Source organism: Neptuniibacter sp. QD48_11, from assembly GCF_047778095.1.
Lineage (GTDB): Bacteria > Pseudomonadota > Gammaproteobacteria > Pseudomonadales > Balneatricaceae > Neptuniibacter.
Window position 1 is genome coordinate 679,966 of record NZ_CP180551.1, and the last position, 21,757, is coordinate 701,722.

21 protein-coding genes are annotated in these 21,757 nt (G+C 45.0%); 11 read left to right on the forward strand and 10 right to left on the reverse strand.

The annotated features are described in order from the left end of the window. Window positions 1–8: 8 nt before the first annotated feature. The 9 genes from ACMXYU_RS02950 to ACMXYU_RS02990 are packed head-to-tail and all read right to left on the reverse strand — an operon-like array spanning window position 9 to window position 9,419. Window positions 9–758 carry a pteridine reductase gene (locus ACMXYU_RS02950; RefSeq protein ID WP_415900123.1) on the reverse strand — a complete coding sequence of 250 codons (750 nt, stop codon included), beginning with the start codon at window positions 756–758 and terminating at the stop codon, window positions 9–11. A 10-nt stretch (window positions 759–768) separates the two neighbouring features. Then, window positions 769–1,899 carry a hypothetical protein gene (locus ACMXYU_RS02955; RefSeq protein WP_415900124.1) on the reverse strand — a complete coding sequence of 377 codons (1,131 nt, stop codon included), beginning with the start codon at window positions 1,897–1,899 and terminating at the stop codon, window positions 769–771. Beyond that, window positions 1,860–2,180: a thiosulfate sulfurtransferase GlpE gene (gene glpE / locus ACMXYU_RS02960; protein WP_415900125.1), complete on the reverse strand. Its 321-nt coding sequence runs from the start codon at window positions 2,178–2,180 to the stop codon at window positions 1,860–1,862. The genes ACMXYU_RS02955 and glpE overlap by 40 nt, the downstream gene beginning before the upstream one ends. Before the next feature lie 5 nt (window positions 2,181–2,185). Next, window positions 2,186–3,046, reverse strand: a complete 861-nt coding sequence (locus ACMXYU_RS02965; RefSeq protein WP_415900126.1) for a symmetrical bis(5'-nucleosyl)-tetraphosphatase — start codon at window positions 3,044–3,046, stop codon at window positions 2,186–2,188. Between the two features lie 15 nt (window positions 3,047–3,061). Beyond that, on the reverse strand, window positions 3,062–3,448 hold the full coding sequence (apaG, locus tag ACMXYU_RS02970) for a Co2+/Mg2+ efflux protein ApaG (protein ID WP_415900127.1): 387 nt from the start codon (window positions 3,446–3,448) through the stop codon (window positions 3,062–3,064). An 11-nt stretch (window positions 3,449–3,459) separates the two neighbouring features. Beyond that, a complete protein-coding gene (gene rsmA, locus ACMXYU_RS02975) occupies window positions 3,460–4,266 on the reverse strand; it encodes a 16S rRNA (adenine(1518)-N(6)/adenine(1519)-N(6))-dimethyltransferase RsmA (protein WP_415900128.1) in 807 nt (268 codons plus the stop codon). 3 nt (window positions 4,267–4,269) lie between these two features. Continuing rightward, window positions 4,270–5,268 carry a 4-hydroxythreonine-4-phosphate dehydrogenase PdxA gene (gene pdxA, locus ACMXYU_RS02980; RefSeq protein ID WP_415900129.1) on the reverse strand — a complete coding sequence of 333 codons (999 nt, stop codon included), beginning with the start codon at window positions 5,266–5,268 and terminating at the stop codon, window positions 4,270–4,272. A gap of 4 nt (window positions 5,269–5,272) precedes the next feature. After that, window positions 5,273–6,571, reverse strand: a complete 1,299-nt coding sequence (locus ACMXYU_RS02985; protein ID WP_415900131.1) for a peptidylprolyl isomerase — start codon at window positions 6,569–6,571, stop codon at window positions 5,273–5,275. After that, window positions 6,561–9,419, reverse strand: coding sequence for an LPS-assembly protein LptD (locus ACMXYU_RS02990; protein WP_415900132.1), 2,859 nt, complete (start codon window positions 9,417–9,419; stop codon window positions 6,561–6,563). The genes ACMXYU_RS02985 and ACMXYU_RS02990 overlap by 11 nt, the downstream gene beginning before the upstream one ends. 244 nt (window positions 9,420–9,663) lie before the next feature. On the opposite strand from ACMXYU_RS02990, the gene ACMXYU_RS02995 reads away from it, so the two are divergent. Genes ACMXYU_RS02995 through djlA form a run of 3 tightly spaced genes read left to right on the forward strand, consistent with a single transcriptional unit; the run spans window position 9,664 to window position 12,210 of the window. Then, window positions 9,664–10,716: an aminoglycoside phosphotransferase family protein gene (locus ACMXYU_RS02995; protein ID WP_415900133.1), complete on the forward strand. Its 1,053-nt coding sequence runs from the start codon at window positions 9,664–9,666 to the stop codon at window positions 10,714–10,716. Continuing rightward, on the forward strand, window positions 10,713–11,399 hold the full coding sequence (gene murU, locus ACMXYU_RS03000) for an N-acetylmuramate alpha-1-phosphate uridylyltransferase MurU (RefSeq protein WP_415900134.1): 687 nt from the start codon (window positions 10,713–10,715) through the stop codon (window positions 11,397–11,399). The genes ACMXYU_RS02995 and murU overlap by 4 nt, the downstream gene beginning before the upstream one ends. Continuing rightward, entirely contained in the window at window positions 11,389–12,210 is an 822-nt protein-coding gene (gene djlA / locus ACMXYU_RS03005) for a co-chaperone DjlA (protein ID WP_415900135.1), read from the forward strand. Before murU ends, djlA begins: the two co-directional genes overlap by 11 nt. Before the next feature lie 9 nt (window positions 12,211–12,219). Here the strand turns inward: djlA and ACMXYU_RS03010 are convergent, their stop codons facing one another. Then, window positions 12,220–13,347 (reverse strand): DUF3530 family protein, encoded by a 1,128-nt coding sequence (locus ACMXYU_RS03010; RefSeq protein WP_415900136.1) that lies wholly within the window; start codon window positions 13,345–13,347, stop codon window positions 12,220–12,222. Between the two features lie 88 nt (window positions 13,348–13,435). Here ACMXYU_RS03010 and rpe point away from each other — a divergent pair, with 88 nt between their 5' ends. From rpe to ACMXYU_RS03050, 8 genes are all read left to right on the forward strand, one after another. Next, window positions 13,436–14,113: a ribulose-phosphate 3-epimerase gene (rpe, locus tag ACMXYU_RS03015; protein WP_415900137.1), complete on the forward strand. Its 678-nt coding sequence runs from the start codon at window positions 13,436–13,438 to the stop codon at window positions 14,111–14,113. Beyond that, entirely contained in the window at window positions 14,113–14,787 is a 675-nt protein-coding gene (locus ACMXYU_RS03020; RefSeq protein ID WP_415900138.1) for a phosphoglycolate phosphatase, read from the forward strand. The genes rpe and ACMXYU_RS03020 overlap by 1 nt, the downstream gene beginning before the upstream one ends. A gap of 649 nt (window positions 14,788–15,436) precedes the next feature. After that, window positions 15,437–16,921 (forward strand): anthranilate synthase component I, encoded by a 1,485-nt coding sequence (gene trpE / locus ACMXYU_RS03025; RefSeq protein WP_415900139.1) that lies wholly within the window; start codon window positions 15,437–15,439, stop codon window positions 16,919–16,921. Between the two features lie 46 nt (window positions 16,922–16,967). After that, window positions 16,968–17,561: an aminodeoxychorismate/anthranilate synthase component II gene (locus ACMXYU_RS03030; protein ID WP_415900140.1), complete on the forward strand. Its 594-nt coding sequence runs from the start codon at window positions 16,968–16,970 to the stop codon at window positions 17,559–17,561. Between the two features lie 18 nt (window positions 17,562–17,579). Next, window positions 17,580–18,602, forward strand: a complete 1,023-nt coding sequence (gene trpD, locus ACMXYU_RS03035; RefSeq protein WP_415900141.1) for an anthranilate phosphoribosyltransferase — start codon at window positions 17,580–17,582, stop codon at window positions 18,600–18,602. A gap of 3 nt (window positions 18,603–18,605) precedes the next feature. Further along, window positions 18,606–19,415, forward strand: a complete 810-nt coding sequence (gene trpC, locus ACMXYU_RS03040) for an indole-3-glycerol phosphate synthase TrpC (RefSeq protein ID WP_415900142.1) — start codon at window positions 18,606–18,608, stop codon at window positions 19,413–19,415. Window positions 19,416–19,433: 18 nt separating this feature from the next. Further along, window positions 19,434–19,841: an OsmC family protein gene (locus tag ACMXYU_RS03045; RefSeq protein ID WP_415884634.1), complete on the forward strand. Its 408-nt coding sequence runs from the start codon at window positions 19,434–19,436 to the stop codon at window positions 19,839–19,841. 220 nt (window positions 19,842–20,061) lie between these two features. Further along, window positions 20,062–21,699 carry a cache domain-containing protein gene (locus ACMXYU_RS03050; protein ID WP_415900143.1) on the forward strand — a complete coding sequence of 546 codons (1,638 nt, stop codon included), beginning with the start codon at window positions 20,062–20,064 and terminating at the stop codon, window positions 21,697–21,699. The last annotated feature ends 58 nt before the right edge of the window (window positions 21,700–21,757 follow it).

The window sequence follows — 21,757 nt, forward strand, 5'->3', positions numbered from 1 at the left end:
TAAAAAAGTTAGTGGCTGAATAAGGATTTTCCGCCATCTACCGCGAGCACTTGGCCGGTAATATATTCTGCAGAAGCAAGAAATACTATTGCTTGTGCTATATCTTCCGGTGAGCCTATACGATTCAGTAGCGTCTTATCCAAAATACTTTGCTTCTGATCTTCTTCTAGTTCTTGTTCTGGCCATAAAATTGCGCCGGGTGAAACGCCGTTAACTCTTACCTCGGGTGCTAATTCTTTAGCCAGAGACTTAGTCATCATCTCTAAACCCGCTTTTGCAATTGAATAAATTGGATAGCCGGGTAGCCCACGTTGTGAGTGAATATCGATCATATTGATAATGCAGCCATGGTTTTGACGAAGCAATTTGCTTAGTGAGGCTGTTAGGAAGTAGGGGGCACGAAGATTGGAATTTATTAAGTCGTCCCATTGCTTCTGAGTGCTTTGCTCGATCGGCGTTGGGTAGAAGGATGAGGCATTATTAACCAGTAAATCGAGTTTGCCGAACTTAGCCTTTAAATATTCAGCTAATTGTTCAACTTGTTGCATGCTGTTCAGGTCTGCAGAAAAGATAAAAGCACTGTTCGGGCGTAATTGGTTTAGCTTTTCTTGTAACGCTTTAGCTGCTTTAGTTGAGTCTCGGTAGTGAATGGCTACCGTATATCCTGCTGCATGAAGTGTTGAGGCTGTTGTTGCACCAACTCTACGTGCACCGCCAGTTATTAGTGCCACTTTTATTGCAGTAGTGTTGGTGTTCATTTGATGCCCTTCAGTGATTTTGGTTGCATATATCAAGGCGTAGACGCTGTATCTCTTTGCCCAATTCAGGCCCTTTAAAGCCTTGCTTGATTAGGTTGGCAGGCTGAATTTGGTTTATAGAATCTAATATTCCAGCTAGTGATTTATAGTCAGGTTTTGAGTGCAGAGCATCTACACAAATCAATAGTTTTTCTAAGCGCTGTGGTCGGCGAATCAGGTCAAGGGCTTGGATAGTCTGCAGTCTGTCTTCTGCGGATAACTTATCGAATTGACTAAGGTTCTGGTGCTGTTGTTGACACTGTGAAGCCAGCTCTTTTACCGATTTTTGCGTTCTTAATCGATCGCAAAAAGCGGTCAGCACTATCTCATTATCCAGAGCGGTCAAGCAGGCAAACCGGCAATCAGCATCCTTAGCTGTTTGTGTTGAGCGAATAAAGTTTGTAGCCCAGTCTGGTTTCGATATTGTATTTTTTAGCTCAGGAAGAACTTTTTGTATCGCTTCTGTTTTTTGGAGTAGTTCTAAAAATACCCATGGAGAAGGTTCGGTTAATGCGCGTTCGAACTCTTTCCATACCCTTTCAGGGGTCAGGTGTTCTAACTCATCGCCTTTAGCTAACTCCCTCATTAATGCTAAGGTTTCATCAGCTACGCTAAACCCTAGATGATGGTAGCGCGCGGCAAAACGTGCCACACGCAAAACACGCAGAGGGTCCTCTGAAAATGCCGGGGATACATGACGTAAGATTTTTTGCTTTAAATCTTCCTGGCCCTTGTAGGGGTCATGGATTGTGCCTTGATCGTCCATTGCCATGGCATTAATGGTTAGATCTCGGCGTAGAAGGTCTTCTTCCAAAGAGATTGCTTTATCGGCGTTATATTCAAAGCCGGTATAGCCTTTGCCTGATTTTCTTTCTGTTCGCGCTAGTGCATATTCTTCACCCGATTGGGGGTGAATAAACACGGGGAAATCTTGACCTACAGGTTGAAAGCCTTGTTCGATCATCTCTTCAGGGCTGGAGCCTACAACTACCCAGTCTTTATCGTAAACAGGGAAATCTAATAGCTTGTCTCTAACTGCGCCGCCCACTAAATAGATCTTCATTAAGCTATTTCGCACAGGTCTGGTTGTTCTACGCGCCATGCCTCAAAACCACCATTGATGCTATAGACTTCATCAAAGCCTTGTTCAACTAAGAATTGAGCAGCTTGTTGACTGCTTATGCCGTGATAACAGCATACGAGTAGAGGCTTATCCATGTCGGCTGCAGCTATATAATCATGTAGATTTTCATTACTAAGATTGTAAGACCCACTAATGTGGCCTTGCGCAAAACTGTTGGGATCTCGAATGTCGGCAACCTGGGCACCGTCTTTGATCAACGCTGCTGCTTTTGGAGAATCGATACACTCAAAATGACTCATAAAAGTTACCTGTTGCTTAAATAAGTGGATGTCGGAGATGGCTTTGTTTTTTTGCCTTGTGCGGGAACACTAAAAAGTTGATGGTCTTCTATGCGAAGGGCGGTTAATCTGTTGCCCCAAACACAGCCTGTATCAAGCGCAAAGACATGCTCAGCATCGGCATTCCCCTCCAATGCAGCCCAGTGGCCAAATAGAATACGAATTTCGATTTCTCCCGGGTCTTTTCGTGGAGCTTTAAACCAAGGCTGGTAGCCTTCGGGTTGTGATGCGAGTGAGCCTTTGGCTGAGAAATCTAATTGCCCTTCAGTGCTACAAAAGCGCATGCGTGTTAGATAGTTCGTAATAAGGCGTAAGCGTTCCCAACCACTTAAGTCAGAACTCCATAGATCGGGTTTGTTGCCATACATGTGGTTGAAAAAAGTTTTGGCTTGGTCGCTTTGCAGAACTTTTTCTACTTCTTTTGCGCGTTTGCGGGCTTTACGAATAGTCCAGCAAGGCGGAATACCTGCGTGAACCATTACCACGTTAAGTGATTTGTCATGCGCGATTAGCTTTTGCTTACTTAGCCAATGCATTAGCTCAATACGGTCTGGTGCTTCTAATATTTCATCCAGAGTATCGCTGCGTTTGCAGGTTGTTGCTCCATAGTGGACGGCGAGAAGGTGTAAATCATGATTTCCCAGAACGCAGGTTGCTCGGTCACCTAAATCGCGAAGAAACCTTAAGGTTTCTAGTGACTTCGGGCCGCGATTAACGAGGTCTCCAGCGATCCATAAATGGTCGCTGTTAGTAAAGTTAATAATTTTAAGTAGGGCTTGTAATTCGTCGTAGCACCCTTGGATGTCGCCAATCGCATAGGTCGCCATACTGGTTGCCTGTGTTTAGTGCAATGCGTTAGGTCTTGCTAGAGTGAATGCTGCAATAGGTGCTTTAAATTGAGTGCCTTCATCGGTGCTCATTTCATAGTGGCCTTGCATGCTGCCGACGCTGGTGGCTAATACTGCACCGCTTGTATAGGAGTAACTCGATTCTGGATCAATCACAGGTTGTTCGCCCACAACGCCTTCGCCCTGAACTTCTTGGATGTGCTGGTTACCATCGGTAATTAGCCAATGGCGGTTAAGAAGCTGGACCGGCATATCATTATGATTGGTGATCGTAATTTTGTAAGAAAAAACAAAGCGTTTGCTGTCTGGATCAGATTGTTGGGCCAGATAGTTGGTTTCTACGTCGATATTGACGTTGTTACCTAGGTCTATAGTTTCCATAAATGCCTTATTTAACCTTTCTGATCTGTAAGGTAGTTACTAATGCGAACAAAGTCTGAGATAGGAAGCTTTTCAGGTCGTAAGCCTGGATCGATGCCGATCTCTTCTAGCGCATCTGCAGATAGTAAAGGTTTTAAATTATTACGTAGCGTTTTACGGCGCATATTGAATGCCGTGCGTACAACGGTTTCAAATTGTGAAACATCTTTGGCTACGTGAGGTAACTCACGGTAAGGCGTAAGCCTAATGATCGCTGAGTCTACTTTAGGAGCGGGGTTAAATGCGCCAGGAGGTACGACAAACAGTGACTCAACTTTACAGTAGTACTGCGCCATGATGCCTAATCGACCGTAATTGTTTTCGCCTGGTCCAGCAGCCATGCGATCAACTACCTCTTTTTGCAACATGAAGTGCATATCTTCTACTTGCTCAGCATGACTCAGTAGATGGAAAATTAGCTGAGTAGAGATGTTGTATGGAAGGTTGCCCACAATACGCAGCCTCTTTTCTCCTTTTTGCAGCTGAGAGAAATCAAACTTCATCGCGTCCGCTTCATGAATGCGGAATTTATCACCGTAGTTAAAGAACTTGGTGCGTAAGATTGGGGGAAGATCTCTATCTAGCTCAATCGCATCAAGTGCACCTGCTTCGCTAAGCAGCTCTTCTGTCAGTGCGCCTAAGCCTGGGCCAATCTCTACTAGTTGATCTGATTCATGAGGTGCAATAGATCGAATAATGCGACGAATCACGCCGTGATCGTGCAAAAAGTTTTGCCCGAAACGCTTGCGGGCTTTGTGTGCTACTGGTTTTTTAGTCATGAATTAGTTCGTAGTTTGATTGCGGTGGGTAGCCATGATGCCTGCGTATTCAATCGCGGTCATTAGGCTGCCTGAGTCGGCAGTTCCAGTTCCGGCAAGATCCAATGCAGTACCATGATCTACCGAGGTGCGAATAATAGGCATGCCAAGCGTAATATTCACAGCTTTGCCAAAGCCTTTGTATTTTAGCACTGGAAGGCCTTGGTCGTGGTACATGGCTAGCACGGCATCTGCTTTAGCAAGGTACTTGTCTGTGAATAGTGTATCTGCTGGCCAAGGGCCACTGAGAGTTATGCCTTTTGCTCTGAGTTTATCTAGCGTAGGTTCTATGACTTCAACCTCTTCACGACCTAAGTGGCCACCTTCGCCAGCGTGAGGGTTAAGGCCGGTGACTAGGATGTTAGGCTCTTTGATGCCAAAGCTGTTTACTAGATCGTGATGTAATACCTCAATTACTTCAGTGAGTAATTTGGGTGTAATCGCGTCGGCAATGTCTCGAAGGGGAAGGTGGGTTGTTGCTAATGCAACTTTTAAGCCTTCGGTTGCTAGCATCATGACGACTTTATTGGTTTCTGTTAGTGCTTCAAGAAATTCGGTGTGGCCGCTAAAAGGAATGCCAGCATCATTAATAATGCCTTTATGCACAGGAGCCGTGATCAAAGCGTCGCAAGTTCCATTGAGGCAGGCTTGTGTGGCTAGTGCTAGGGTTTCCAGAACATAAGGTGCGTTATCACTATTAAGCTCACTAGGAATTGCTTCAGCTTTTAGTGAAATCGGAACTACCTTTAGAGTTCTTGCGGGCGTAGGCGACGGTGGAAGCTCTGGGTCGAACTGTTCAATCGATATCGGCAGTTGCAGTTGTTCTGCGCGTTTACGCAGTAGTTCAGGATCTGCAAATGCAATCAGTTCATGGTTATGGCCCTGTTGCGCAATTTGAATGCACAGGTCGGGGCCAATGCCAGAGGGTTCACCAGGGGTGATTGCTAATCTATTGATACCCAAGCAATCACTCCTTAATGTCGACGTAGGCCTGAGAGCGGATCTCGCGTAACCAGTTAGTTAATTCTTCGTTGTACTTGCGCTTGCGGATAGCTGCGCGAGCCTGATTCTCTTGCATCTGAGCGCCGAGATCTTCTGTGCGCGTATCTAGGACCGTCAAAATATGCCAGCCAAACCGTGATTCAAAAGGAACTGATACTTGCCCAATACCAGTATTGTTCATCACTTGTTCGAATTCTGGCACCATTTGGCCGTCCTGCGTCCAGCCTAAAGAGCCGCCTTCAGAGCCACTTGCTGGGTCGTCACTATACTCTTTGGCTAATGTGGCAAACTCTTCGCCAGATTGTATGCGTTGGTACAACTGGGTTATTTGGCGTTTGGCCTGCTCAGATGTGCGAATCTCACTTGGCTTAAGCAAAATGTGACTTACTAAGCGCTGAGGCACTAGTTGTACGGCACCGCCGCGCTTGTCCTTCGCTAAAAGAATATGGAAGCCACTTGGGGATCGTACTGGTTTGCTGAATTCGCCAGGAGATAGTTTACGAATCGCATTACCTAGTACCTCTGGTAGTTCGTTTACCTTCCTCCAGCCCAAATCACCGCCTTTAAGAGCATTAGGGGCATCGGAAAACTCTACGGCCATCTCAGCAAAATCGGCGCCGGAATTTAGCTTTTTGAAGACTTCATTGGCTTCGCGCTCCGCTTTCTGAATCGCCTCAGGGGATGCTTGGGATGGCGTAGCAAGAAGAATGTGTCCGAGGAGATACTCTGCTGAAGTCTGTTCCTGACCGCTAGCTGAGTTTAGGAAATTTTCTAGTTCCTGCTCGGATACGCGGATTCTTCGGTTAACAAGACTTTGCTGTACATTGGAGATCAGCATCTCGTTGCGGATCTGCTCTCGAGCTTGATTATAATCTCGACCTTCGGCAATTAGAGCATCGCGGAATTGATCTAAAGTAAGGCTGTTCTGAGCAGCGATCCGTGCAATGGCTGCATCAAGCTGCCCTTCTGTTACTCGAATGCCTTGTCTAGCAGCCAATTGCTTTTGGATGCTGTCGATAATCAGGCGGTTTAAAACCTGTTTATGTAAAATGTGCTCCGGTGGTAGTTTGGTATTCCGGGCGGTAAGTTGCTCTTTGACTATAGCGGTGCGCTGTGCCAATTCACTTTGCATAATTATGCCGTCATTGACAACGGCAGCAACTCGATCCAGTGGTATTTCCGCAGCCAGTGTTGCTTGCGATGTTGGAATCAGTAGTCCGAAAACAGCTGCAGAAAATAGTATCTTGCGAAGCTTATTTGTCATTGTGCTCTTCACGCTCTTCATAACCAATAATGTCATTTAGGAAGCCATTGCTGCCGCTACCAAATGATCCAAGCCCTTTTAGGGTGAAATTCAGGAACATGCCTGTATCGTAATTGTCTTTATCGTCTAGCCAGCGGCGACCGGCAAAGCTGACTTTCCAGCAGCAGCTTTCGTATTCGAGGCCTAGTGCTGATTCTAGGTTATCGTTTTCTTCAATATCATGTAACCAGCGACCCATTGCAGTCCAGCTGCCACTTAGAGGCCAAATGAATGATAAGTCTGTCTGCTTACGAGTGTCTTCTTCATAACGGTAACTGAAGTCAAACCGATGATCTAGGTCGCTGTTATAACGTAAGCGCAGGTTTGATTCATTATTGCTGAAATCGTTGTTATCTAAGATCGCATCGAAGCTAGCGCGGAAGTTTTGGTTTAGATACCAAACTGCTTCAGTCGCAATATCGCTCTGACCTTCAGTTGAATCTGGTGATGCAGGATCTAGTTGTACTTTTCGGTCGGCAAAATAGTAGGCTTGACCAATGCTCAGGCTGCCTTTCTCGTTGCCATCTTTTCCATAAAAGCGGCTTGCGAGTCCAAGTGAGATCTGTTTGGCATCTCCTATTCTGTCCTTGCCACTAAAGCGGTTGTGGCGGAATAGGGAGTTGTAGCTAAAATCTGGTTCGGATGTATCGAAGTCAGGGATTTCATCCTGATCTTCTTCTGGCACGTATAAACCGTAAATTCGTGGTTCTAATGTTTGTGTGCCACCGCTACTGAGTGCTCTTTCGAAAATTACAGTGCTATCTAGGCTGAGGATGGGTACGTAGGCGCTTGGGCTCTCGCCTAGGCTTGATAGCTGATTATCTAAACTGTAACTGCTGCTCCATAGTGATAGTTCCGGTTTGATGTAACCCCAAGGAGCTTGCCACAGATAACTGACGGTCGGCATGATGAAGCGACGGTCGCCTATAATTCGATCACGACCGGTTAAGCCTGATAAGTCTCTATCGAATTGAGTGTATTCGGCAATGTATTTAAATTCGCCGGCGTCTCCGAACGCATTCTCGCCTTTTAGGGTCAGTTGCGGCAGGCGTTTGTAAGGCGATTTGCTATCGTTATCGATGGTTTGATAGTCGTGAACGCGTGCTCTAAAACTCCAGTTGTTATGACGGTAAGTGATGTCTGCACGTTGATCTAAGTGATCTTGACGACTTACTTCTAGGTTAGTATCCAAATCTTCGAAATAATCATCGTCACTTACTGCACTGAAATCAATGTTTGTGCGCCACCTTTCTGCAGGGTTGCCTTTGTGATTTATACCAAGTAACCATCTGTTATCGTTAAATGATTTGTCGCTAGATAGGTAAGCGGTATTTAATGTGTTACTAGACCACTTGTTCATATGGCGGAATTCGTTTTCTAGTAACAGGCCTCTATCTGCCATATAGCGAGCAGTCAGTGTGTCGTCCATATTCGGTGCGATATTGAAGTAGTATGGCACCGCAAGATCTAAGCCACCATCAGTGCTGTATCCAATACTTGGGTAAAGGAAACCTGATTTGCGACGATCATCTATCGGGAATGTAAAGTAAGGAGCATAGAATATAGGCACACCACCTACTCTGATTACAGTGTCTTCAGCTTCACCGATGCCTTTGTTTTTATTCAGAACGATACTGTCGGCTTCTAGCTTCCAGGCATCACTGAAAGGAGGGCAGTATGTGTAATCACCGTTTTCAATGCGTAGGCGTTCATCCTCTAACCGTATTATACGATCAGCTGACCCTCTGAAGCCGTCCTCATGGATTACATATTGAGCATTATTGAAAATCGCTTGAGAATTGCTCGTGTCAATCTGAGCGCTATCGCTCAACATTAATAGCCCAGTTTCTCGGAACTGAACGTTACCTTCTAGACGGGCTTTGTTTGTGACTTGGTCTAATTCTGCTGAGCTAGCGCTGAGTCGGCGACCGCCTTGACGCATAGTCACGCCACCCTGTAAACGGCTTAGTCCACCGATGATTGTAGATGACTGGTCGGCCTCGAGGTATAGCGGCGGGTTTTCTAAGTGTTCGTCACCTGCAATTGGGTAACTAGGTTCTATATAACGCCCAGCACATTGTTGGCCCTGCGGGTTTCTGTAATATGCCCAATCCAAGTGAGAGTATGGGTTTTCCGTGTTATAAAATGGTTCCGACGAACCGCTACCTCTTTGTGATTGAGGCAGGCTGATTGCGTGTATGTTTACCTTGTGGCAATCCCAATCACCACTTGGGCTCGTGCCACACTGCCATTCGCTTCCAATTACTTCTGCTGTTTGAACAGGTTGGTGAGTAACGGCAACTGGAGCTGTTGTTTGGGTGTTCTGTGGTGTAGGTGTTTCAGAGGCTAACTGAGGCTGCTGTGCTTGTTCAATTTCATCGTTACATAGCCATTCACCGTTTGCGCCAGCTATACAGTCCCAAACACCGTTGTTAGTAGCTTTGGCTTTTACGCTTGAGCGGGTTTGAGTTGTAACAGGTGTCGAAACAACGTTTTCTTGCCTAACCCGAGGGATCGGCGCGGCTTCAGCGGGTGTTGCTGTTTTAATTTCAATAGGCGTAGCTTCAGAGCTAGGTGTTGATGAAACAGGCTGTTGGGCGACTGATTCCTGAGGCTTTTGTTTGGCCGCTTCGGTTTGATTAACTAGTTCTTCATTAACAGAGCAATCCCACTCGCCGTCTTTGGTCATGCTGCAACTCCAAGCCATCTCTTGTTCAGATGGATTGTTTTCTGCAGTCGCATAGCTAGATACTAGTGCTGCACTAATGGCTAGCGTTAGCGTATATGTCGATCGTTTAGCGAAGGGCATCAAATACTAAATCCGTTTCAGCGGTTCCGAAGAATTCGGTTGTGGCCGAACCTCAGTGAAATTAAGCATAAGGGGCAGAATGATAAATCATTCTAAGCAGTGAGTGTAGAGTTCTGCAGGGTTTTTGTTGAGAGTTAAGAATTAATGATTAGCGATGAATTACCGATCACTTCTACCTTTTTGGGTTATCTGAGTGTCATAATAGCTCGTTAAAGCATGTAGTTGGTTTATGGGGCGTATTTAGATGGATCTGCGGTATACAGATTTAAAAGAGTGGTTGTTGGAAATTTTGCCGGGATTTTCGGGGTTTGATAGTCAAAATTGGCAGCTCGAAACTGTATCAGGTGATGCCAGCTTTCGACGTTATTTTCGAGCAATATCCGGTGATAATACTTGGATAGCTGTGGATGCTCCGCCAGAGAAAGAAGATAGCCGTCCATTTATAGAGGTGGCGACTGCATTGGAGCGAACGGGTGTTCCTGTGCCGCATATTCACAACCATGATCTGTCTAAAGGCTTTATGCTTCTTGGTGATTTTGGTGATGATCTTTATTTAGATCAGCTTTCAGATGAAAGTGTTGATGCGCTCTATGATGAAGCTTTAAAAACTTTGTTGTTGATGCAGAGCTGTCAGCCTGCTCGGGGTAAAGAATTGCCTTTGTATGACGAAGCATTGCTCCGTCGAGAAGTTGAGTTGTTCCGAGAATGGTTTGTGGAAAACTTACTGGGCGTAAAATTGAATGATGAGTCGCAGCGCTTAGTCTCTTTTCTATTTGATTATCTAATTGATTCCGCCTTAGAGCAGCCGAAGGTCTTTGTGCATCGAGATTATCATTCACGAAATATTATGTATCGAAAGGATCAGGCTCCAGGAATTATCGATTTTCAGGACGCTGTTGAGGGGCCTGTAACATACGATTTAGTATCTTTGTTACGAGACTGCTATATCGAGTGGTCGGATGAAAAGGTCTATAGCTGGGTCGAGGGATACAGGCAGGCCTTGATCGCTAACGGTCAGAATATGCCAGATCGAGTTTATTTTAAACGTTGGTTTGATCTCATGGGTGCGCAGCGTCATCTTAAAGCTATAGGGATTTTTTCGCGTTTACATATACGAGATGGTAAATCTGGTTATTTGGCTGATATACCAAGAACCTTGAATTATCTTATTGCTGTGGCAGCTAAAGTTGAGGAATTGAAGCCGGTTGCCGGATGGATGGTGTCGGAATTGCTGCCGGCGATGCGTAAGAGTGAACATTTCTCTGATACGGTTTTGGATAATTGGATTGTGTCATGAAGGCTATGATCTTAGCGGCGGGTTTAGGGACTAGAATGCGTCCTTTAACGTTGAAAACGCCTAAGCCGCTCTTAAAAGTCGCCGATCAAGCTTTGATTGAATATCACATTGAGCGTTTGGAGCATGCTGGTATAAAAGAAATAGTAATTAATCATGCTTGGCTTGGTTCTCAAATAGAAGAATATCTGGGAGATGGCTCTAAATACGGCGTTTCAATATATTACTCGGCTGAATCTGAGCCTCTAGAAACGGCGGGGGGGATTCGCAGGGCATTGTCACTTTTGGCGACTGGTGGCGAAAAACAGTTTTTGCTGGTTAATGGTGATGTTTTTACAAACTATCCATTTGAAGCATTGCTGACCGAATCTGATGATTCTCATTTAGTGTTGGTACCTAATCCTGAGCACAACCCTAATGGTGATTTTGGGTTGCAACAGGGTCGTGTGAATAGCGACGATGAAATAGGTTATACCTTTAGTGGAATTAGTCGCTTATCTATTGAGATGTTTGAAGGTATCGCGTTAGATAAGAAAGCTTCATTGGCACCGTTGCTTAGAGAACAGATGGCTGAAGGTAAGGTTTCAGGTGAGTTGTTCGAAGGATTCTGGGCAGATATCGGTACACCTGAAAGATTGGATGAGATAAATAGATTAGTGTTGGGGAATCAGATTAATGGCCTTTGATGCACAAGAGGCGGGCGCGCAATTAGGATCAGGCGTTAAACGGTATTCTACTTCTATATTACTGGGTGCAGCTGTAGGTTTGTTCTCCGGTGGCTTCTGGGGGCTGATATTTGGTGGGTTTGTCGGTTATTTGGTTAGTCGTGCTCTGACCAAAGCAGTGGCTGCCGTAAACCCTCAGGAAGCCTTTTTTAAAGCAACTTTTTCCGTTATGGGGCGAATTGCGAAGGCAGATGGGCGCGTAACAGAAGATGAGATTCAATTTGCGCGAAATGTAATGACTCAAATGCGCTTAACCGATGAGCGTAAGCGTGAGGCGATTGATCTTTTTACTCAGGGGAAAAGTCAAGACTTTGAATTTAGTAAAACAGTAAAGCCGCTTGCGATCCTTTTACGTCACCGACCTACGGTTAAATTGATGTTTATAGAAATTCAATTGCAGGCTGCTATGGCAGATGGTGAGGTAAGCGCGCCAGAACTAAAAATCATCGAAGAGCTCTGTCATCTTCTGGAATTTGGTGCGGATAGCGTTGAAGAGGTGATTGCTCGCGTCAAAGCGCAACGAGACTTTTACCAGCACGGTCAGGCTGGAGTTGATGCAGCAGTGCTGTTAAAAGATGCTTATGCGGTTTTAGGTGTGGGTGAAAGCGCATCTGACGCTGAAGTGAAAAAAGCTTATCGCCGCCAGATGAGTCAGCATCACCCGGATAAGTTGGTTTCTAAAGGTTTGCCAGAGGAAATGATCGAGCTAGCTAAAGAGAAATCCCAAGAAATTCAGGCTGCCTATGAGCGAATAAAGACGGCACGAAAATAAGCGCGTTTTTTAGCCAGGGGCTTGTTCTTTGTTGCTTTGCTCTTCCGAAGGAATATCTATACTTCGGCTTTGTTGTTCGGCTTTGATAATGTAGGTATTGATCATGCCTCTAACCTGTTTGAACAACCAAGAGTTATCTTTTTTCCAATTGTCATTGGCTTGCGGTAAACGGCTTTGGTGAAAATTGTTCATGCGTTTATGTCGCGCTAATCGCAATCTTCGTTCTGGCGTGTTTTCACTGTAATTTGTATTTGTCGATCTACGTGCAGAATGGTGTAGGTCGATTATTGTGGTTTTTATCTCGGGTAGGATTTCTAGCAGTCGCGGGGCGTTCTCTGTTTTAGAGTCTCGTGCGTCTAAGAGAACTAAGCGAAGGTTTTGCTGTTCTTGGTGCTTTTGAACGTATTGTGCTGCCCAAGTGGCACCTGTGCCGGCCCCTAAAACAACGACTCTATCGACGCCTTTCTCTTTTTTGAGGTGTTCAAATGCGGTGTTGCCTAGGCGGGCTACGATCTCTTGGTAATTCTCTTTTTCTTCCTGTTCCTGCTCTGCCTCTGCCTCTGCTGGTGCGTTAGCGGCATTTTCCTGTTGGTTCGTTGCTGCGTCAGAAGGTGTTTCAGTGTTTTTTTCTTGGGCTTCTACAGGTTCTGTTGAGCTGTCTTGAGGGGTGTCTGGGCTCTGAGTTGGTTTTATAGGCGATAAAACCGGTAGCGTACGTTTTGGCAGAGGGGCTTGAGCCGGTTGGGGTAAAAATACCGCTAATGTATACCAGCCATGATTGGCTAGGCCCGTGCGGATTTGGTTTAGATTGTCTGGCCAATCCATATGGGTGAGTTCATCCGGGAATATGATGACGCCACCCTGTGGTATTCCGCTGCCTTCGGTTAAATAGTAACCAAGTAATTGTTCTCCATCTTTTCCTGTATCGAGCTGTAGTACCTGAGTGCTGGGGTCTGGGTGTGATGAGAGCGCTTGGCGAAGATTATTTTCTCTACTGGGTTCAGTTCTTTCGACCATCGGTGCTGATGATTGAGCCGCACTAGCTGTTTTTTCAGTACCCGCGTTTGCTTCCTCATCGGCGGAAAGGGCGTTGGAGGAAATCAAACTAAGAGTAAGGAGAAGAGAATATAATTTCATTTGAACGATTATGAGTAAGAAGCAGGCTGACAGCAAGATGTCTGCTCCGCTAAAATATGTCTAAATTATTTGTAACTGGAAAATATCCATGTCTGATTTCAAAATTTCACCATCAATTTTATCTGCTGACTTTGCGCGTTTGGGGGAAGAGGTTGAAAATGTTTTGGCGGCGGGCGCAGATTATGTGCACTTTGATGTGATGGATAATCACTATGTGCCAAATTTAACGATTGGCCCAATGGTGTGCAGTGCACTGAGAAAACATGGCATTGAGGCGCCAATTGATGTGCATCTGATGGTTAAGCCTGTTGACCGTATTATTGGCGACTTTATTGAAGCCGGTGCCAGCTACATTACTTTCCATCCAGAAGGTTCTGAGCATATCGATCGTTCTTTGCAGATGATTAAAGATGGCGGTTGTAAATCCGGTTTGGTTTTCAATCCTGCAACGCCATTAAGCCACTTGGAATATGTAATGGATAAAGTGGATATGGTGCTATTGATGTCTGTGAATCCAGGTTTTGGTGGTCAGAAATTCATTCCGGGTACTTTGGATAAACTGCGTCAGGCTCGCGAGCTGATTAATGAAAGCGGGCGTGATATCCGCTTGGAGATCGATGGCGGTGTAGGTATTGGTAATATTCGTGAAATTGCAGAAGCGGGTGCTGATACGTTTGTGGCTGGTTCTGCCATCTTCAATACAGATGACTACGCTGCGACTATCGCTCAGATGAGAGCGGAATTGGCTAAAGCGAAGATTGCTTAATGCAAGAACTGTTTGAGGGGAATAATCCAAAGCTCGTTTTGTTTGATCTAGATGGTACGCTGGTTCATAGCGTGCCTGATCTGGCTCAGGCAATTGATCGAATGCTTGTCGCCATAGAGAGAGTGCCTGCGGGTATCGACAAAGTTGGACAGTGGGTAGGTAATGGTGCAGCAGTTTTAGTGCGTCGTGCTTTAGCTGGCGATATGGCGGGTGACGGCGTGGACGAATCTCTATTTGATAAGGCTTATGAGCTTTTTCTTGCGTTTTATGCTGAATCTACTTCTGATCTGAGTGAGTTGTACCCTGGTGTGCTTGAATGCCTAGAGTGTATGCGTGAGCGCGGAGTTAAGCTCGGAGTAGTCACAAACAAGCCGCTCTCGTTTACTCATAGTATGTTGGAAGGCTTTGGAATTAGTGATTTCTTTGAGGTGGTTTTGGGTGGAGATAGTCTATCTGAACGAAAGCCTCACCCAATGCCTTTACAAGAAGCAATGCAGCGTTGCGGTGCTGAGCCTCATAATACCTTAATGGTAGGGGATTCTGTGAATGATGTGGCTGCGGCGCGAGCAGCGGGTTGCCCAGTGGTGTGTGTGCCATATGGATACAATCATGGTGAAGATATTGCGCTATCAAATCCCGATAAAATTGTCGGGCGTTTAGATCATTTATTCTAAGAATCTTGAGCTTGCGAAATTCAATCTTCGTAAAAAGCGATCTTTTATTTAAATAAAATCGATTTTTTATATTTCAGGGCTGAATTTACTCTTGTAGAAGCTCACAGGTCATTCCCCATTTATCAATGGCTTGTACCGCCAAGTCGCTTTTCTGACTTGGCTGATTCTTATCACAGCACTTGTATACCCCGCTTGTCGGGGTTTTTTTTTGCCTATCACTTCTGCTGGCGAAGGTTTATATCTTTTGTGGTTCTTCTATTTGATTGCATTTTGCGTTGTTCTTTGGGATTAAAAACAGCAAAAGTCCTCAATTAATGTATGAATACTAGGCGGTGGTAGTTGATTCAAATAGGGTGCTGCTATATCTTTTGGCTATTCATAAATTTAATTAAACCTGCCGTGATGCTATTTGCTACAGCGACCGTGAAAAATAATGCTGAAAAAGATCGTCTCCCGTACGTGGGTGAACGATGGCGATGGCGTGCCTGATTTTTTAATCAGCAGGCACTGTTAGGGTTGGTTTTTGGCGCATAGATAGATCTCGCTGCTTTTCCTTCTAATGCGTTAGTTCATAAAGTTGGTCCCTTCTTTTATTTAGTGTCTGCTCAGATCGCCCTTATTATCGTTTTTGGCATTATGAGATAGAGACATGACTCCTGAATTATTTGCGGAACTAGCCGCGCAGAATTACAACCGCATTCCCGTTACACGTGAAGTTTTAGCCGATCTGGATACGCCCTTATCTACCTACAAAAAACTGGCTAATACGGCGTATAGCTACCTTTTAGAATCTGTTGAAGGTGGTGAGAAATGGGGGCGTTACTCCATTATCGGTTTGCCTTGTCGGACGATTTTGAAAGTACATGGCGAAAAAATCTCAATTACAGAAGACGGTAAGGTTATAGAAGAGCTGGAGATGTCTGATCCTTTGGATTTTGTAGAGACATTTCAAGCACGCTACCGCGTACCGCAGTTAGAGGGGATGCCGCGTTTTAATGGCGGTCTGGTCGGGTACTTTGGTTATGATTGCGTACGTTATGTTGAAAAACGCTTAAAAGATAGCTGCCCTGAAGACCTGTTGGGTACACCTGATATTTTGTTGATGGTGTCTGATGAGGTTGTTGTGTTTGATAACCTTGCAGGCAAGTTGATCTTGATCTCACATGCTGATCCAGCTGAAGATCAAGCTTATGAGAAAGCGCAGGCGCGTCTTGATCAGTTGGTAGAGAAGCTTCATGCAGCTACGCCTTACGAAGCAACACCGGCAGAACAACAACGCGAAGTATCGGAAACAGAATTTAAGTCGAGCTATGGAGAGCAGGCTTTTAAAGATTCTGTGGATAAAATCAAGGAGTACGTTCTTGATGGCGATATCATGCAATGCGTTATTTCTCAGCGCATGTCGATTCCTTTTAAAAGCAAGCCGTTAGATCTATACCGAGCGCTACGCTGTCTTAACCCTTCCCCTTACATGTATGTTCTCAATCTTGATGATTTTCATGTGGTTGGTTCCTCTCCTGAAATATTGGCACGTGTGGAAGATAATCAGGTGAGTGTTCGTCCAATAGCCGGCACACGTAAGCGTGGTTTGACGCCAGAAGAAGATCTAGCGATGGAGAAAGAATTGCTGGCAGATCCGAAAGAGATCGCAGAGCACTTGATGCTGATTGATCTGGGCCGTAACGATGTTGGCCGTGTGGCTGAAATTGGTGGGGTTGAGTTAACTGATAAGATGGTTATTGAGCGCTATTCCCATGTTATGCACATTGTTTCGAATGTAAACGGCAAGCTGAAGCCGGATGTTTCTGCGATGGATGTGCTGCGTGCAACTTTACCAGCAGGTACCTTAAGTGGTGCTCCTAAAGTACGTGCGATGGAAATTATCGATGAAATGGAGCCTGTGAAGCGCGGCGTTTATGGTGGCGCGGTAGGTTATCTTTCTTGGAATGGTAATATGGACACAGCGATCGCAATTCGCACAGCTGTTATCAAAGATGAAGTGCTGCATATTCAAGCAGGTGCAGGTGTTGTAGCTGATTCTGTGCCGCGTTTGGAGTGGAAAGAAACCATGAATAAGGGCCGTGCAGTCTTCAGTGCGGTTGCTATGGTTGAGCGAGGCTTGGATAATCTATGATATTGCAAAATCAATCAGCTAATTTCATCTTATTAGGGGCTGAATAATGTTATTAATGATCGATAACTACGATTCGTTTACATACAACGTAGTTCAGTATCTGGGTGAGCTTGGCGCTGATGTGCGTGTTTATCGTAATGATGAAATTACGATTGAAGAGATCGAAGCGCTGAATCCGGATCATCTTGTCATCTCTCCAGGCCCATGCACCCCAAATGAAGCGGGTGTCTCTGTAGCCGCAATTGAACACTTTGCAGGTAAGTTGCCAATTCTTGGGATCTGTTTAGGTCATCAGAGTATTGGTCAGGCTTTTGGTGGCGATATAGTGCGAGCTAAGCAGGTGATGCACGGTAAAACTTCTCCTGTTCATCATATAGACGCCGGTGTATTTGAAGGGCTAGCACAACCTGTAGAAGTGACTCGCTACCATTCGCTTGTAATTGATCAAAATACGCTTCCGGATTGCTTGGAAGTGACCTCTTGGACTCAAGATGAACTGGGTAATCTCGATGAGATTATGGGTGTTAGACATAAGACTCTAGATATTGAGGGAGTTCAGTTTCACCCTGAATCTATTTTGACGGAGCAAGGCCATGATTTATTGGCTAACTTCTTGAAACGCACTAAGCCTGCAGCTTGAAATTACTAAGGATAATCAATGGATATTAAACAAGCATTAGCTTTGGTTGTGGATCGTCAAGACCTTTGCCAAGAAGATATGCGTGCTGTGATGAATCAGATCATGACAGGACAGGCGACTGATGCACAGATCGGTGGTTTATTGATCGCTTTGCGTATGAAAGGCGAAACCGTCAATGAAATAACTGGTGCAGCTGATGCAATGCGATCGCTAGCAACGCCAGTGGATATTAATGTGCCTAACGCCGTTGATATCGTTGGCACCGGTGGTGATGGCGCGAATCTGTTTAACGTTTCTAGTGCTTGTTCTTTTGTTGTCGCTGCGGCTGGTGGTCATGTTGCTAAACACGGTAATCGCTCTGTCTCTTCTAGCTCCGGTTCTGCTGACTTGTTAGAAACTGCGGGCATTAATTTAGAGCTTAAGCCTGAAGAGATCGCACAATGTATTGAGAAGATCGGTTTGGGCTTTATGTTTGCTCCTCAGCATCACAGTGCAATGAAGTATGCGATTGGTCCTCGTAAAGAGATGTCTCTAAGAACCTTATTTAATATCTTGGGACCTTTGACTAACCCTGCAGGTGTTAAGCATTACTTGTTGGGTGTATTTGATAAAACACTTTGCCGCCCTCTAGCTGAGGCTTTGCAGGCATTAGGTGCAGTTCATGCGATGGTTGTACACGCGGCAGAAGGTTTGGATGAAATTAGTTTGGCTGGTGATACTTATGTGGCTGAACTGAAAGACGGTGAAGTGAGAGAGTATACTTTGACCGCTGAGGATGCTGGGCTTAGCAAGCAAACGCTAGAAGGGTTGCAGGTAAACAGCTCTGCTGAAAGTTTGGAAATGATTCAAGCAGCTTTTGCCGGTGAGCATGCTAAAGCAGTTGATATGATTGCTATCAATGCTGGTGCGGCTCTCTATGTTTCGGATCAGGCCGTTAGCCTTAAAGAGGGCGTGGCGTTGGCTAAAGAGACGATTTTGAGTGGTGCGGCTGCATCTAAAGTTAAAGAATTGGCTGACTTTAGTCAGGCGTTTAAGGGTTAAAAGATGTCAGATACACCAACGATTTTAAAGAAAATTCTTGCCCGTAAAGCGCAAGAAGTTGCAGAGCGACAGCCAAAAGTTTCTATTGCTGATCTTAAAGCGCGTATTGCAGATCAAAAGGGGAGTGATTTCGATCCTCGTGGTTTTGTTGCAAATATGGAAAAAGCGATTGCTGAAGGGCGTTCTGCGGTTATTGCTGAAGCAAAGAAGCATAGTCCGTCTAAAGGATTGTTGAGAGATCCGTTTGTGCCAGCTGATATTGCTAAATCTTATGAGTTGGGTGGTGCAAGTTGTTTGTCGGTTTTGACGGATAAAGATTATTTCCACGGTAGCGAAGAGTATCTGATGCAGGCACGTGCAGCCTGTTGTTTACCGATTATCCGTAAAGACTTTATTGTTGATCCATACCAGGTATATGAGGCGCGTGCTATTGGTGCTGACTGCATCTTATTGATCGTCTCTGCCTTAGAAGATCAGCAAATGGCTGATTTGAATGGTTTGGCGCTTGAGTTGGGAATGGACGTCTTAATTGAAGTTCATGGTGCTGATGAATTAGAGCGTTCTCTTCCGCTAAATAATAAGTTGGTTGGTATTAATAACCGAAATCTACATACCTTTGAGGTGACGTTAAATAATACCTATGATTTGCTGAGCTCTATTTCAGAAGATCGAATTGTCGTTACTGAAAGTGGTATCCATAGTCGCGAAGATGTGCAGGCAATGCGCGAACATAATGTTCATAGCTTCTTGGTAGGTGAAGCGTTTATGCGTGCTGAAAATCCAGGCCAAAAATTAAAAGAATTGTTTGAGTAAGGTTGTAGCTTTATGAGTATGAGTGCCAAGGTTAAATGGGATGGTGATGTGCGTTTTCAAGGCACAACCGGTTCTGGCTTTGATCTAATGATCGATGGCGAGCTGAAGCAGGGGCCTCGCCCTATGGAGCTTATGCTTCTAGGCTTGGGTGGCTGTACTAGCTACGATGTTGTGGGTATTTTGAAAAAAACGCGTCAAGATGTAGTTGATTGTGTTGCAGAAATTGAGTCTGAGCGCGCTGACGAAGTACCAGCAGTTTTTACTAAAATCCACATAAAATTTGTAGTTAGTGGTCGGGGCTTGAGCGAGAAGAAAGTGGAGCGTGCTGTAAAGTTGTCGGCTGAACAATATTGCTCTGCATCCTTGATGCTTGAGCGAGGCGGTGTTGAAATCACCCACAGCTTTGAGATTGTTGAAGTAGAATAATCTCATTTTTGAGTGATTTTCCTGATAAAGGGCTGCTTTTTAGTGGCCTTTTTTATTTTTTACTGGAGTCTCACTATTTATCCGCTATATTAGTTGCAATGTTATTTAGTTAGTTGCTTGTTTTTTAAGGTTATTGTGCCCCTTTTCGATGGATGTAGGGTTTGATTTTTATCTCCTAAAAGGGCTTGTATAGGTAAGATCTAGGGGATTTGGTGGGGCGATGCGCTTATCGATATCTAAAACGCTGGCTATAGGTATAGTGACGCTGCAGATCGTAACGGTCTGTGTGATTCTGGCCTCGTCCTATATCACCACTGAGCAGGTCCTAATAGGCCATGCCCAAAAATTAATGCGTAATCTATCGCGCGAAGTTATCCAGCATTCTGAAGAATTCCTTTCTCCAGCGCGTTCTGCTGTAAGTCTGACCCAGAGCTTGGCTCGGAACGAGGTTGTAAGCGAAGAGAGCCCCGATGAGATGGAGCAGTATTTCTTCGAACAGCTTATGTTGTTCCCTCATATTGCAGGTATCTATTACGGTAACCTTGATGGGGATTTCTATTTTGTACGTAGAAGCTCCGAAATAAGTCCATACCAAATTAAGCGTATCAATGAAGAGGCTGGGGAAAGAACTGTCGTTAATCGTTGGTTTGGTCAAGATCAAGAGCTGGTGAAAACAGCTGAAGATCCATTTGATTCTTATGATCCAAGAACGCGGCCGTGGTTTACGAAAGCTTTAGGTGAAAGGCAGCAAACTTGGACGGACCCCTATCTGTTTTTTACCTCTCAAACACCGGGAATTACCGTAGCCAGTCCAGTATTTACTAAGGATAGCGAGCTCATCGGCGTTGTCGGAGTAGATATCGACCTATCAGCTCTATCAGATTTTTTGGGTTACCTCGAATTAAGTGAGCATGCTTCTGCGTTGATTATGAATAATAACGGCGATGTGATAGCGCACCGTAACCTTCAGGGTACTTATGCTCAGAATGAAGAGGTTAAACGTCTGTTGAAGGTTGGTGAGCTGAGTAATAAAGCAACTCGCGCAGCGGTTGATTCGCTCGAACGTGCTCCGGGTTGGTATGTTTTGAACACGTCGTTGAATACTAGCTATACGCACGAAGGGAAAAAATACCACGCGGTATTTACGCCGTTTTCAGATAACTGGCCTTGGCTATTAGGCCTATATGTACCTGAAGATGACTTCCTTACAGAAATTAAAGCAAATCAGAAATTTAACTTTATTGTCGCTGGAGGGATAACTCTACTCAGTTTGATTGTGGGTATCTGGTTTGCACGTTCATTGTCGCGTCCGATTGTTAGATTACAGCAGAGTGTTGAGTCGGTTAAAAAGGGGCAGCTGGAGGTTAATATCGATGCTGGCGCCAGTATATTTCATGATATCTCTGATACGACTCATGCATTTAAGGGTTTGGTTAGTTTCCTAAAAGACAATCAGCAAAAAAGTGAAGCTTTGAGAAAACGTCTGACTCAGCAGGCACACTTTATGGAAGCGGTATTGGCCAACATTGATAGCGGTGTTGTGGTTTGTGATGTTGAGGGGCGTTTTGTTTATTCAAACCGTGTGGTAAATCAGCTCAGGGGCTTGGCTGAAGGTGCTCATCTTGAGCGCTTTGAAGATGCTCCCTTTAAGCTGTTTGCGGCGGATGGTGTAACTCAGCTGGATAAATCGCAATGGCCAATATTTAGGGCGTTGAATGGTGAGCATATCTCAAATCTAGAGATCGTTATTGTTTCAAATACGAGCGAGCCTAAACGTGTTTATGTTAGTGGTCAGCCGCTATTTGATACCTCCGGTGAGAAGCTGGGTGCTTATGTGTCGATGCATCAAGTGAGTTGATGTTTCTAAATGCCTCTCTTGCTAGTCTTTTCCTTGCATAGCTCTTGTTAGGCGCGTA

Bases quoted from the DNA above. Each gene is read 5' to 3' on its own strand.
- ACMXYU_RS02985 (WP_415900131.1), bottom strand. From the start codon at position 6,571: ATGACAAATAAGCTTCGCAAGATACTATTTTCTGCAGCTGTTTTCGGA.
- ACMXYU_RS02995 (WP_415900133.1), top strand. From the start codon at position 9,664: ATGGATCTGCGGTATACAGATTTAAAAGAGTGGTTGTTGGAAATTTTG.
- ACMXYU_RS03045 (WP_415884634.1), top strand. From the start codon at position 19,434: ATGAGTGCCAAGGTTAAATGGGATGGTGATGTGCGTTTTCAAGGCACA.
- murU (WP_415900134.1), top strand. From the start codon at position 10,713: ATGAAGGCTATGATCTTAGCGGCGGGTTTAGGGACTAGAATGCGTCCT.
- djlA (WP_415900135.1), top strand. From the start codon at position 11,389: ATGGCCTTTGATGCACAAGAGGCGGGCGCGCAATTAGGATCAGGCGTT.
- ACMXYU_RS02950 (WP_415900123.1), bottom strand. From the start codon at position 758: ATGAACACCAACACTACTGCAATAAAAGTGGCACTAATAACTGGCGGT.
- trpE (WP_415900139.1), top strand. From the start codon at position 15,437: ATGACTCCTGAATTATTTGCGGAACTAGCCGCGCAGAATTACAACCGC.
- trpC (WP_415900142.1), top strand. From the start codon at position 18,606: ATGTCAGATACACCAACGATTTTAAAGAAAATTCTTGCCCGTAAAGCG.
- ACMXYU_RS02955 (WP_415900124.1), bottom strand. From the start codon at position 1,899: ATGGCGCGTAGAACAACCAGACCTGTGCGAAATAGCTTAATGAAGATC.
- rsmA (WP_415900128.1), bottom strand. From the start codon at position 4,266: ATGACTAAAAAACCAGTAGCACACAAAGCCCGCAAGCGTTTCGGGCAA.
- rpe (WP_415900137.1), top strand. From the start codon at position 13,436: ATGTCTGATTTCAAAATTTCACCATCAATTTTATCTGCTGACTTTGCG.
- ACMXYU_RS02965 (WP_415900126.1), bottom strand. From the start codon at position 3,046: ATGGCGACCTATGCGATTGGCGACATCCAAGGGTGCTACGACGAATTA.
- ACMXYU_RS02990 (WP_415900132.1), bottom strand. From the start codon at position 9,419: ATGCCCTTCGCTAAACGATCGACATATACGCTAACGCTAGCCATTAGT.
- trpD (WP_415900141.1), top strand. From the start codon at position 17,580: ATGGATATTAAACAAGCATTAGCTTTGGTTGTGGATCGTCAAGACCTT.
- apaG (WP_415900127.1), bottom strand. From the start codon at position 3,448: ATGGAAACTATAGACCTAGGTAACAACGTCAATATCGACGTAGAAACC.
- ACMXYU_RS03050 (WP_415900143.1), top strand. From the start codon at position 20,062: ATGCGCTTATCGATATCTAAAACGCTGGCTATAGGTATAGTGACGCTG.
- ACMXYU_RS03030 (WP_415900140.1), top strand. From the start codon at position 16,968: ATGTTATTAATGATCGATAACTACGATTCGTTTACATACAACGTAGTT.
- ACMXYU_RS03020 (WP_415900138.1), top strand. From the start codon at position 14,113: ATGCAAGAACTGTTTGAGGGGAATAATCCAAAGCTCGTTTTGTTTGAT.
- ACMXYU_RS03010 (WP_415900136.1), bottom strand. From the start codon at position 13,347: ATGAAATTATATTCTCTTCTCCTTACTCTTAGTTTGATTTCCTCCAAC.
- glpE (WP_415900125.1), bottom strand. From the start codon at position 2,180: ATGAGTCATTTTGAGTGTATCGATTCTCCAAAAGCAGCAGCGTTGATC.